The organism is Streptosporangium sp. NPDC003464, from assembly GCF_053588315.1.
The window spans coordinates 21,160-33,067 of sequence record NZ_JBSFPS010000092.1; the positions used below are offsets into that span (position 1 = coordinate 21,160).

8 protein-coding genes are annotated in these 11,908 nt (G+C 73.5%); 6 read left to right on the forward strand and 2 right to left on the reverse strand.

From position 1 onward, the window contains the following. Positions 1 to 237 precede the first annotated feature (237 nt). The 3 genes from ACWDS7_RS21290 to ACWDS7_RS21300 all read left to right on the forward strand — a co-directional run bounded on the left by ACWDS7_RS21290 (position 238) and on the right by ACWDS7_RS21300 (position 6,959). Positions 238 to 2,097 carry an alpha/beta hydrolase gene (locus ACWDS7_RS21290; RefSeq protein ID WP_451930669.1) on the forward strand — a complete coding sequence of 620 codons (1,860 nt, stop codon included), beginning with the start codon at positions 238 to 240 and terminating at the stop codon, positions 2,095 to 2,097. Between the two features lie 69 nt (positions 2,098 to 2,166). Beyond that, positions 2,167 to 2,598 (forward strand): hypothetical protein, encoded by a 432-nt coding sequence (locus tag ACWDS7_RS21295; RefSeq protein WP_451930670.1) that lies wholly within the window; start codon positions 2,167 to 2,169, stop codon positions 2,596 to 2,598. 218 nt (positions 2,599 to 2,816) lie between these two features. Beyond that, complete coding sequence (locus ACWDS7_RS21300) at positions 2,817 to 6,959, forward strand: hypothetical protein (protein ID WP_451930671.1); 4,143 nt, start codon at positions 2,817 to 2,819, stop codon at positions 6,957 to 6,959. On the opposite strand, the gene ACWDS7_RS21305 is transcribed toward ACWDS7_RS21300, so the two are convergent. Beyond that, complete coding sequence (locus ACWDS7_RS21305) at positions 6,903 to 7,349, reverse strand: hypothetical protein (protein WP_451930672.1); 447 nt, start codon at positions 7,347 to 7,349, stop codon at positions 6,903 to 6,905. The genes ACWDS7_RS21300 and ACWDS7_RS21305 overlap by 57 nt on opposite strands. A 69-nt stretch (positions 7,350 to 7,418) precedes the next feature. Between ACWDS7_RS21305 and ACWDS7_RS21310 the strand changes: the two genes are divergently transcribed. Beyond that, positions 7,419 to 8,579, forward strand: a complete 1,161-nt coding sequence (locus ACWDS7_RS21310; protein WP_451930673.1) for an NAD(P)/FAD-dependent oxidoreductase — start codon at positions 7,419 to 7,421, stop codon at positions 8,577 to 8,579. 115 nt (positions 8,580 to 8,694) lie between these two features. After that, the gene (locus tag ACWDS7_RS21315) at positions 8,695 to 9,276 is read left to right on the forward strand and encodes a hypothetical protein (protein ID WP_451930674.1); all 582 of its coding nucleotides are present in this window, start codon (positions 8,695 to 8,697) and stop codon (positions 9,274 to 9,276) included. A gap of 64 nt (positions 9,277 to 9,340) precedes the next feature. On the opposite strand, the gene ACWDS7_RS21320 is transcribed toward ACWDS7_RS21315, so the two are convergent. Beyond that, positions 9,341 to 9,943, reverse strand: a complete 603-nt coding sequence (locus ACWDS7_RS21320; RefSeq protein ID WP_451930675.1) for a DUF4291 domain-containing protein — start codon at positions 9,941 to 9,943, stop codon at positions 9,341 to 9,343. Between the two features lie 279 nt (positions 9,944 to 10,222). Between ACWDS7_RS21320 and ACWDS7_RS21325 the strand changes: the two genes are divergently transcribed. Beyond that, the gene (locus ACWDS7_RS21325) at positions 10,223 to 11,821 is read left to right on the forward strand and encodes an ABC-F family ATP-binding cassette domain-containing protein (RefSeq protein WP_451930676.1); all 1,599 of its coding nucleotides are present in this window, start codon (positions 10,223 to 10,225) and stop codon (positions 11,819 to 11,821) included. The last annotated feature ends 87 nt before the right edge of the window (positions 11,822 to 11,908 follow it).

Here is an 11,908-nt window from a genome sequence, read left to right on the forward strand (position 1 = left end):
AAACTCGCGATTCATGGCGAATCTCTGGCCGTAATGCCGGATTAGCACGAGTTCAACGTTAGATCTTGCTGCTATATGATCCGTGTGAGATTCTGACGCGTTGTGGCGGCGAATACGACGACGGAATTAGAGGCGGCGTTATCGCGGGTCGCGCGGCTCGGGGAAGGCCATGCCGGATTACTGGATCCGTGTGCGCGGTGCATGGTGACGCACGCGTGGGTCGGCGGGGGAGCCCCGATGTTCAGCCAGGCGCTCGCGCACCGGCGCGGGGCCCTGCAACTGGCTTTCCAGTCGGCGGCCGAGCTGATAGCGCAGCGGATCAGGCGGCTCGGCGGTCAGGCACACGTGCCGTCGTTCTCGACGTCGGTCAGCGTGATGGCCGCGACACCGGCCCCCTTCTCCGGGATGGACGTCGCCGCCATGGACCGCCTGGTCGCTGATCTGCAACGGGCCGGGCAGGAGTTGCCCGAGGCCGGCCGGCGGCTGAGCGCCGAACTGTCGGCGCTCTGCCTTCCCGCCCCCTCCGGACGGCAGATCGCCGACGCCGGGGTCTGGGCGGAGGAGCAGGCGCGGGACCTGCGGCGGCGGCTGGCCACGATCCGGCGGCAGCACGATTTCGGCGCGGCCTCCCAGGCGACGGCCGGTTTCGGGCTGTTCGGTGGACACGCCCCTGATCCGGCCGGGATCGGGCAGCTGACGGCCGCCGCGGGCAGCGGGGATGTCGCGGCGTTGAAGGCACTGCTGGACCTGCAACGGGCCGGCAAGGATGCGACCCTGGCCGCCCGGCTCAACGCATGGTGGCGGCAACTGGACCCGGCCGCCCAGGACCGCTTGATCGCCGTCTCCCCGGTCCTGGTCGGCGGCCTGAACGGCCTCCCGGCCACAGTCCGCGACCAGGCGAACCGGAGACATCTGGCCGACCAGAAGACCGCGACCTCCACAGAGCTGGAGCGGTTGCGTAAAAGCTGGGCGGAGGTGGACAAACTGATAAAGGGACTGGAGCTGAGCAGGATCGGTGGCCTTACCGGCCGGGCGACCGGGGTCACCGCGGAGCTGGAGCGGCTGCTTGGATCATCGGCGGACACGGAGGAGGCGATCGAAGCACTGGAACTGAAGACGCGGCAGATCGCCGCGGTGGAGAAGGGGCTGGCGCTCGGCGGGCAGAACGGCCGTCCTCCGACGCTCCTGCTCCAACTGGAGCTGGACGGTCCGGGCAAGACCGCCATCTCGTTCGGAGATCCCGACGAGGCCGACAACCTGGTCGCCTACGTCCCCGGCACCGGCACCACGCTGGAAGGTTTCGCCGGAGACGCCAACCGCGCAGCCGTCATATGGGACCAGTCGCACAAGTTCCAGCCGGACAAGAAGATCGCTTCCATCGCCTGGCTCGGCTACGAGGCCCCGCAGTGGGATGCGACTCTGAGCCTGACCAGGACGGTCGCCAACATGAACGCCGCCAAGGAGGGCGCTCCGATGCTGGCCGGCTTCGCCGACGGCCTGCGCGCCGCGCACCGGGCGGCCTCCGATGCCCGGTTCACCGTGCTGGGGCACAGCTACGGATCGACCGTCACCGGCCTGGCGGCCCAGCAGCGCCCGGGCGCCTTCGCCGATCAGGTGATCTTCGTGGGGAGCCCTGGTGTGGGCGCCGTGAAGGCCGGGGACCTGGGCGTCGGCTCGGTGTGGGTGGGGGAGGCGCCCAACGATCCGGTGGGAGATGTCGGTTCCGTCCCTCTCCAGCTCACCGGGACCCTCAACGACCACGCGCCCTATCTCCCGGAAGTGAGCGGCCCGCTCGGTGTCGACCCCAGCACGGCTGAATTCGGCGCCCGGCAGTTCTACGTCAAAGACTCGGGAGATCCTGCATATACCTTCAAGGCCCACTCGAAATATTGGGACGCCAACTCTGTGTCACTTATAAATATCGGGCACCTGGTTGACGGCCAGCACAGTGATCTCGTTCCGTTTCCCGAATCGTCCACCAATCCGATGGCGACTCCACCGTTTCCCGCCACCTCATCCTCTCCGTTGCCGCGTGCGATGCCAGTCGAGAATCCGTCTCCTCATCCGCAGCTTTCGCCCACACCGGCTGGAGAATAGATGTCACGCCTCGCTGCGATGATCACTGTTGTTACTGTTCTTGCCGTTGGTTGCACTGGAGGACAGGCCGTGGACAGACCCACGATGACTCAGGCTCAGGCACTGGCCCGGGTTGAGCAGCTCATCAAGGAGACGGTCGCGGTGATCAGGCCGGAACCTCGTCTGGACCTCTACCGTCCCAGTCTCAACGTCAACAGCTGCCTCGACCCCACCGACGGGGGTTCCGAAGAACGCGTCGTGATCAACCGTTCGTACTATCTGCGGGACATTCCCAGGGATCAAGTCGGGGAGGTGGCCAGGCAGATCAAACAGCACTGGGAACGGCAGGGTCACTACATCGAGGGAGTCTCCAAGAACGGCCTCAACATCGCAGGGCGCTCTCAGCCTGATGATTTCCTGATCTCACTTGCGTCAACCGGTGACGATGACGTGCTGAATCTGGGGGCCTCATCTCCCTGTATCTGGCCGAACGGGACGCCGGGGCCCTCCACCACCACCTGATCGGCACCATCCTTCCGATGCTCCTCACGCCCCGGTGACGTTGCTGCCGGCAGGTCGCCGGCGGGGCAGGTGACGGGCGTGTCCGGGCGGGGTGCCCGGGCGGTCGCCGCCGCATGTCCTGGTAAATCCTTCCTTGACATGCAGTGCGCCGATGTGGTCGGCTTTGCGCTTTCTTGATTATCGGCCGACGCGATCCGATCCCCGGGGGAAAGCCACTCATGCCGCGGCGTCACCGGCACGCTCTGACCTGTCTGTCCGTCTCCGTGGCCGGCGCGCTGCTCGTGGGGGTCCCCGCGCCGGCGCACGCCGGTGGGCACGCCGCGATGTCCAGGCCGAGGATCGATCCTGTGCCGGAGGTCCCCGTCCCGGCGAGCGGGTCGGCCGGCGTGCGGCTGGAGCCGTCGCCGGCGGCCCGGCCGGTGCCGGAACGGCCCGTCGGCCCCGAACCGCCCCCGGTGACCACCCCGGCGGGTCCCACCCTGGTCAACGGGATCGTCGCGGACGCCGAGCGGCGGTTGGCGGCGGAGGGGGCGGGGCGCACGGCGCCTGCGGTCCGGAAGCTGCTGCCCGCGGCCGACCAGGCGTCGATCCTGGAGGTCTCCAGGCCGGCGGCGAGAGCGCTCGGCCGGATCAAGGAGCTCGCGGGCGTCTCGAAGGGCGTCCCGCTGCTCACCTACCGGCTCTGCGCGGAGAGCGCCGGCCGCCCGGCGTCCTGTTCGGCGCCGCAGCCGCCGGCCACGCCGGTGCAGGCCGACGTGACCGGCGACGGAACGGCCGACGTGCTCGCGAGTCTCGTGCCGCAGAAGGTGAAGGGCTCGGACGCGGTGGGGGTCGGCCTGGCGAGCGCCAGGCTGCCCGGCAGCGAGACCCACGACGGGCCGCTGAAGGCGCAGGTGTGGGCACAGTACGACATCCCCGGCAAGGACGGCGAGGTCAGGCGGCTGTCGGTCGGCTTCGACGGATACCGGCGCGGTTCCTCGCTGTCCGGGCTCGACTGGGGTGTCTTCACCGTCGACCTGGCCGCGCAGGCCGCAGGCGTGGTCGACGTGCGGGCGGACGTGCGGAGGTCCGACCCCGGAGCCTCGGCCGCGGTGGTGGCGGGTCTCGACGGCGAGACGCTGATCAGCCTGAGACAGGCCCCCGCGGCCGCGAGGTTCACCGCCCGTGCCAGGTCCGACGGCGAGCGGAGCAGGCTGGGCGTCACGTCCTCGGCGCCGGCCGGGCTCGACGCGCTGGTCGTGACCGACCGGCGGAGGTTCACCCGGATGCTGGCCGACGAGATGCGGACCCGGTTGAGCGCGGCACTGACCCGCTCCGGAGGCGTCGCCGACGTCCACTTCACCAGCCCCGCCCCGATCGGCAGAGCGCAGTTCCACGACTACGTCTACCGTGACGGGCTGCTGGCGAAGGCCGCCGGCCTCTCGATCACGAGGCTGCCGTCCGACTTCCGCGCGCGCTACGCCTCGGCGGCGGGCACCCAGGCGCTGACCGTGACCTCGGGGGCGCCCCGGGCGGAGGCCGCCGACGTGCTCTACTTCGACAGGGCGGCGGACAGGACCGTCGTCCAGGCCGCGCTCACCGGCCTGCCGGCCCGGGTCAGGCTTGTCAACGACCTCGCCGCCCACCGGGTGACGCACACGGCCAGCTCGGCGATCGGCGGTCTCGAGGTGATCCTCCAGCGCAACGAGGGGGCGATCTCGACCCCCCGGGGCGGTCACGTCACCATGATCAAGGACGGCGGCCGGCTCGGTGTCTCGGGCCGCCTGTCCCAGGTGGCCGGGGCCGACGTCACCTACGGCGGCGCGCCGCGGATCCGGTTGGAGCTCGGCCCGAGCGGCCGCCCGTTCCTCGGCGCGGCCAGCATCGACCGGACCCATCTGGTCCGGCTGGAGCTGTCCAACACCCCCGCCAGGATCAGGGCGGAGCTTGATCCGGGCGCGGGCCGGGCCGAATACGGGGCGAGCGGGGTGATCGACAGGCTGCGCGCCGCCTACGCCCACACCAGGACCGGCCCGACGGTCGACGGCAGCCTCTACGGCCTCCGCTCGACCGTCAGGGCGTCCTGGCGGCTCGGCGAGCGGACCGCCGTCGACGTGGCGACCACGTCGAACCTCAAGAAGGTCGGGCTCTACGCCGCCAGGAGCTACCTGACGCGGGTCGGCCCGGCCGGCGGCGAGGACGTGCAGGCGGCCGTGGAAGGCGTGCGCGGGCACGTCACCGCCGTGGTCGACACGCGGGACAGCCGCCTGGACTGGACCGCGGACCGCCCGGTGGCCTCGGTGACCGCCGTCGCCAGGGCCGGTGTCCAGGGCCGCGCCTTCAGGCTGGCGGCGAGCGCGACCGGCGTCCCCGCCCGCTTCGACGCCTCATGGGCGGCGCGGACCCCTCGCTTCCGCGGCCTGTCCGGGCCGATCGGCTCGGCGGCGATCGCCGTCACCAACCACGCGGGCGCCCGGGCTCCCGCGGGGCCGCACCTGGCCGCGCACTACGTCGAGGCCACCGGCGACTTCGACGCCAGCGTCAGGATCGACGGGCTCAAGCACGCGGAGTTCACCCCCACCGGCAGCGGGTTCAAGGCCGACGTCCGGGCGGCGCGGCAGACCGTCGCCCTCGACGCCGACATCCGGCCGGCCGGGGATCTCCGGTTCGGAGTGCTCGGCCGCCTCGGGCCCGTTCCGGGCGGCATCGCGGTCTCCGCGGCGGCGGGCGGTCCCGTCACCTATGACGCGGGCGGCCGGCGGCTGGACCTGAGGGCCCAGGTCTGGCTGGGCAAGGCCGCGGCCCTCGACGCCATCAAGGCCGTCCCGCACGTGCCCGGCGGTCTCTCCCTGGTCGACGCCGGCTGCGACGGCTGCGGCACCGGCCAGGGCCCGTTCTGCACGGCGGAGCGCGGCTGCTTCGGCCTCAAGGGATCCATCGACGTCACCGGCCTGCCGTCCAAGGTCACGGTGGACCCCGCCAGGCAGACGTTCGCCTTCACCGGCTACCGGCCCGCCTCCGGCAGGCTCGGCCTGTACCTCGACAGCACCGTCCTCGCCCCCGCGCCGGTCAGGGCGCTCGCCACCCTGACCGGGCTGCCCCGGTCGATCACCCGCATGTCCGTCGGCCCGTTCGGCATCGCCAGGGGCAAGGACGACGAAGGCCGCGACACCGGCGTGGTCACCGCCAACTACAGGCTGGAGCCCGCCGCGACGATCGGTTCGCTGGAGGTGCTGGCCGAGACCGACGCGGGAGGCGGATACGGCCGCGTGCGCGGCCAGGTCGCCCTGGACCCGGTGCCCGCCGCCGTCGCGGTCAGCGGCGCGTACGGCAGGCGGACGCGGATCCGGGTCCACAACTCCACCCCCGTCCGGAGGCTGCAGGCGAAGGTGACCGCGCTGGGCGGCGACCGCGGGCCCGGGACCGGCCTGCTCCGGTTCACCGACGTGCCGGCCGTGTTCGGCATCGACGCCGACGCCGCGGACACCGGACTCCAGCTGCCCGCCCTCACCTACAAGGCGGGCGCCGGCACCCTCGACGGGCTCTTCGCCGTCGAGGGCGCGCTGATCGAGAGGGTCTACCGGCCGCGGGAGGGCGAGCTGCTCGACACCTCCTTCGCCGTCGAGGACCTGGCCGCCGACACCACCGCCAAGGTGAATCCCGACCTGTCCGTCGAACTCGTGTCCAGGCCGGTGCCGACCAGGCTGCTGGAGGTGCACACCGGCCTGTCCCTGGCGCCGGTCGCCGCCCAGCGGGTCTCCGCCCGCAAGGACGTCCCGCGCACCGGGGGATTCCTCGCATACCGGCTGGGCGGCGAATTCGGGCTCGGGCGCAGCAGGATCGGGGACCTGTCGCTCACCGTGCACCGGATGTCGTGGCTGAGGATCCGTCCCGGCCGGATCCCGTTCGGGATCGCGGCGCCGAAGGCGCTCGGCTATCTCACGCCCGGCTTCGAGGGCGGCTACGACCGCCTCGACCTGCGCGCGGACGGGGTCGACCTGCGTCCCGACGTGAAGCTGAACGTCAAGGTCAGCAGGAGCGTCGGGGCCGACGTCTTCAACCAGGACGTGCGGCTCGGACCGGTCAGGTCACTTGCGTTCCGCCACTACGACCAGCGGATGCGCCCCATCGGCGGCAGGCAGACGATCAAGGCGGCCGATCTGCCGCTGGCCTGCGTGACGGTCGGCACCAGGCTGGGGCTCGTCTCCGCGCGGGCACGGGACTCGATCACCCTGCGCGGAGCCGCAGGCCCGCAGATGGTCTCGCTGCTCGACCAGGGAGGGCGGGTGCCCGGCTACGCCGTCGACCTGCTGTCCCACTTCATGTCACCCTTCCCCGGAGCGGACTGGAAGATCTCCGCCGTCGACCCCGGCCGCTGCTAGGGCGGGCCCGGCGTCCGGACGCCCACGACGGAGGGCGCCGCCCGCTGTGCCGACGCGCAGCGAACCGTCGGTGCGGACGTGCAGGCAGCCCGCGCCGCCCAGGTCCTTCAGCGCGAGCTGCCCGTCGCCGCGGTCCTCCGGGGTGACGGCGAGGCCGGTCGCCGGCGGGGTGGCCGAGGCGCGCACGCCGCCGTCGCCGCCGGTGGACAGGTACGGCCAGGCGCCGTCGGCCCGCAGGGTGAAGGGGCCGGAGGGGACGACCGGCTGCCCCTGCGCGGCCTTGACGGCGAAGTAGTCGAAGTCGGCGGTGACCGGGGTGCCGTTCTGCGCCGAGAGAGCGAAGAGGCCGACCCCTCCGGCCACGCCAGGGACGGCGCGCTCGGCGGCCACACCTCATGGGTCCCGGCATGGATCCCGGCGGTCGGTTTCACCCGGGCCCGCGGTGGAAAGTTCACCGGCGTGGACGAGGTGTGGGATCTGGTGATCGTCGGCGGCGGCCCCGCGGGCTCCGCGGCGGCGCTGTGCGCCAAGCAGCTCCGGCCGCAGGCGCGGGTGCTCCTGCTCGACAGGGCGGACTTCCCCCGTGACAAGGCGTGCGGCGACGGCATCGCCGCCCACGGCCGCGACGAGCTCGCCCTGCTCGGCGTCCCCGACCTCATCGCCGACTACCGGCCGACCCGGCGTCTGTCGGTGATCTCACCCGGGGGCGCGCACGTCTGCGCCACCGTCGCCCGTCCCCACCACGTCGTCCCCCGCGTGGTCTTCGACGCCCGGCTCGTCGACGCGGCCCGGGCCCGCGGCGTCGAGGTCCGCCGCCACCGCGTCCGCACGCTCGCCGTACACCCCGGCCACGTCGTCCTCGACGGCGCCGTCACCGCCCGCGCCGTCGTCGCCGCAGACGGGGCCAACTCGGCCGTGCGCCGCCTCATCGGCGTCGCCCCCGCTCCCGACAGGCACACCGCGATCGCCGTCCGCGGCTACGCCGACCTGCCCGCCGACGACGACGTCCAGCTCATCGCCATGCAGAAGGAGGGCTGGCCCGCGTACGCGTGGTCGTTCCCGATCGGCGACGGCACCGCCAACGTCGGCTTCGGGATGCTCCTGCCCCGGCTGCGTGCCACCGGGCTGCCCGGCCGGGAGGTGCTCCACGGCCGGCTCGCCGCGCTGCTGCCCCACCTGCCCGCCCGGGACCTGCGCGCCCACCACCTGCCCCTGTCGCCCGGCCGCCCGGTGCCCGGAGCCGGGCGGGTGATGCTCGCCGGTGACGCCGCCGGCCTTGTCAACCCGCTCACCGGCGAGGGCATCTACTACGCCCTGCTGTCCGGCCGGCTCGCCGGCGCGGCCGCCGTCCAGGCCGCCGACGACCCGCTGCCCGCCTACCGGCGCGCGCTGGGGAAGGCCCTCGGACGGCACCTGCGCACCACCGACGTGCTCGCCCGCGCCGCCCAGGCGCCCGGCTTCATCGACGCCGCGATCGGCACCGCGGCCCGGCGCAAGGAGGTCTTCGACCTGCTCGTCGACGTGGGGCTCGGCGCGGGCACGGTGCCGCTGGGGCTCGGGTGCGCGGTGGCCGGCCGCTGGCTGCTGAACGGTCTGCGGGGAAGGGGAAGGGGAGGATGAGGCGCCGGTCCGGTGCCGATGAACGGCCTGCGGGGAGGGCGCGGGGCGCCGGCTCCGCCGCGGGGCCGCGTCCGGTCCGGTCGCGTCCGGCCCCGCCGTGCAGCAGAGTGATGGGGTGACACGTCGCCTCCCGCCGATGCTCCTGGCCGTGGCCCTGCTGTCCGGCTGCGGCTCAGAGGGCACGCTCAGCCAGGCCGCGCTGGATCAGGCCCGGGCCCAGGGCGTGGCCCCGGATCTGATCTATGTGGTCGACCTGCCGGGATACGGGCTGGCCGAGCAGCCGGTCGGCGTGGTCGGGGAGGAGGGCTTCGGGGCCTTCTACGTCTCGCCGGAGGGCCGGCAGGTGGAGCTCCGGATCGACCGCGGCACGTTCAGCGACGCCCTGTGCGCCGACTCGCCCCTCAACGGGGCCGAGCCGCCGGCGCCGGTCCGGTGCGAGCGTGACGAGGTCGGCTGGTACCGCACGGCAGGAGGCCGTCACGAATACACGGCGCTCAACGGTGACCACTACGTCCGGCTGAACGGCCGCGTCGGGGAGGTGGACCGGGCCGCGCTGAAGGCGGCCGTGGCCGGGGCGCGGCCGGTGAGCGGGGAGGGCTCCGGGACGCCCTCGCCGCCGCCCGGTCCGGTGGACCGCGGCGACCTGCCGACCAACGGCGACGGCGCGCCGGACAACGGTGTGGGCCCCGGCGGCTGACCCGGATCCGCCGACCGGGGGGAGGGCTCGACGGGCCGGTCCGGCGGGCGCGTGGGCCGGGGGGTCAGCCGGCGTCGCCGCCGGCCGTGGCGCCGATGACCTGCGCGAGATCCACCGGCACCGGGTAGGGGCGCTCGGCCGGGAGCAGTCCGGTCACGTCCCGGCCGCTCCGGAGGGCGGCGTGGAGGTCGCGGACCCGGCCGGTGATGTCGGTGATCGCCAGGGTCCACCCGTCGAGATAGCGGTCGACGGCCTCGCCGGACAGGCCGACCTGGATGGACCGGTACGGCAGCGCGTTGTGGTGCGGATCGCGTTCGGGGTCCCACTGGATCCGGACCGGGCTGTGCCGCAGCCGCTCGGCCCACCCGGCGCGGTCGCCGTCCGGCCCGTGGTGGCTGAGGCAGGAGTGGGCCAGCGCCCACTCGAAGCCCTCGCGGGTGATGTCGACGGCCAGGACGCGGGTCTGGCCGGGCTTGGTGGCCCAGCCGCAGCGGTACATCATCCAGCGGAACGACGGCTTGATCCAGGTCATCCGCTCCCGTTTGAACGGTGCGACGAACCGCTGGGCCGCGACGGCGGGGCCGGCGATCACCGGATCGTAGGCCTGGTAGACGGTGATCGACTCCTCGGCGTAGGTGGCACGGATCTGCCGGTAGGGCACGTTCATGACGCCCAGGGTGGCGGGCCGGGCCCTGCCGGGCAACCGGATTAACCGGGTGGGACGCGGGCGGGACGGCCGCTGACCTGCGGATCACGGTGACAGGCCGCCGGCGGGAGGGCGGTGGCGGACCCGCACGCCGAGCCCGGGGCGCCGGCCGGAAAAGCCGGTGCGCGCCGTGGCGGGGGGCGGGTAGGCTGCCCGGCATGTCCACACCCCGGATCTCTTAGCTCGGACACCCGCTTCCACGCCACCCTTGTGTCCTTGAGCTATCCGGAGTGCGATCAAATGATCACTGTCCGCGGTGTCGACGTGCGCGTCGGCGCCCGCCTGCTGCTGTCCGACATCTCCTTCCACATCTCCCCGGGCCACCGGGTCGGCCTGGTCGGCCGTAACGGCGCCGGCAAGACCACCCTGCTGAGCGTCCTCGCCGGGCAGGCACAGCCGGCGGCCGGCACCGTCACCCGTACCGGTCCGGTCGGCTACCTCCCGCAGGACTCCCGGGCCGGCGATCCCGCCGCCACCGCCACCGAGCGCGTCCTGTCGGCCCGCGGCATGGACCGCGCGGTGCGCGCGCTGCGCGCCGCCGAGGCCGCGATGGCCGGGGCCGCCGGCGCGGCCCAGGAGCGGGCGATGCGCGCCTACACCCGCGCGGAGGCGGAGTTCCTGGCCCGCGGCGGGTACACCGCCGAGGCGGAGGCGGCGCGGGTCGCCGCCGGGCTGGGCCTGCCGGACCAGGTCATGACCCGGCCGCTGGGCACCCTGTCCGGCGGGCAGCGGCGCCGTGTCGAGCTGGCCCGCATCCTGTTCGCCGGCCACGGAACCCTGCTGCTGGACGAGCCCACCAACCATCTCGACGCCGACTCGGTCGCCTGGCTACGCGCCTTCCTGACCGCCCACCAGGGCGGCCTGGTCCTGATCAGCCACGACACCGACCTGCTGGCGGCCACCGTCAACCGGGTCTTCCACCTCGACGCTCACCGCGCGGCCATCGACGTCCACAACACCGGATGGGAGGCCTACCTCGCCCAGCGCGAGGCCGACGAGCGGCGCCGCGTCCGCGAGCGCGCCGGCGCCGAGCGCAAGGCCGAGGCGCTGCGGACGCAGGCCGACAAGATGCGGGCCCGTGTCAAGACCGCCGTCGCGGCCAAGAACATGGCCCGCCGGGCCGACCGCATGCTGGCCGAGCTGGAACCCGTCCGCCGCGCCGACAAGGTCGCCAGGATCCGGCTGCCCGAACCGGCTCCGTGCGGCCGGATCCCGCTGGCCGCGATCAGCCTCACCAAGTCGTACGGCCCCTTGAGTGTGCTCACCGGAGTCGACCTCGCCGTCGACCGGGGCAGCCGCATCGTGGTCCTCGGCCTCAACGGCGCGGGCAAGACCACCCTGCTGCGGACCCTCGCCGGGCATGAGCGTCCCGACGCGGGCCGGGTCGTGCCCGGGCACGGGCTGCGGCTGGGCTACTTCGCCCAGGAGCACGAGACGCTGGACGGTGCCCGCACGGTCCGGCAGAACCTGGCGTCGGCCGCGCCGCACCTGACCGACGGCGAGGCCCGGACCATCCTCGGGTCGTTCCTGTTCTCCGGCGACGACGCCGACAAGCCGGCCGGGGTGCTGTCCGGCGGTGAGCGGACCCGTCTGGCGCTGGCGACCCTGGTCTGCTCCGGGGCCAACGTGCTCCTGCTCGACGAGCCCACCAACAACCTCGACCCGGCCTCGCGCGGTGAGGTCCTCGCCGCGGTGGGCGCCTACCCGGGGGCGGTGGTGATGGTCACGCACGACGAGGGCGCGGTCGAGGCGCTGCGGCCGGACCGGGTGCTGCTGCTGCCCGACGGCGTCGAGGACCACTGGAGTCCCGGCTACGCCGGCCTGGTGCCGCTCGCCTGAGACCCCGAGGCGCCTGCCCGCCGTACAGCGCCGGCTGTGGCTGGCCGCGTCCCAGTTGGGTATCAGCTACCGGGGCGGACCGCTGGC

What these genes read in the sequence shown, in the direction of transcription:
- ACWDS7_RS21320 (WP_451930675.1), bottom strand. Translation starts at nt 9,943, where the DNA reads ATGAACGTGCCCTACCGGCAGATCCGTGCCACCTACGCCGAGGAGTCG.
- ACWDS7_RS21300 (WP_451930671.1), top strand. Translation starts at nt 2,817, where the DNA reads ATGCCGCGGCGTCACCGGCACGCTCTGACCTGTCTGTCCGTCTCCGTG.
- ACWDS7_RS21290 (WP_451930669.1), top strand. Translation starts at nt 238, where the DNA reads ATGTTCAGCCAGGCGCTCGCGCACCGGCGCGGGGCCCTGCAACTGGCT.
- ACWDS7_RS21325 (WP_451930676.1), top strand. Translation starts at nt 10,223, where the DNA reads ATGATCACTGTCCGCGGTGTCGACGTGCGCGTCGGCGCCCGCCTGCTG.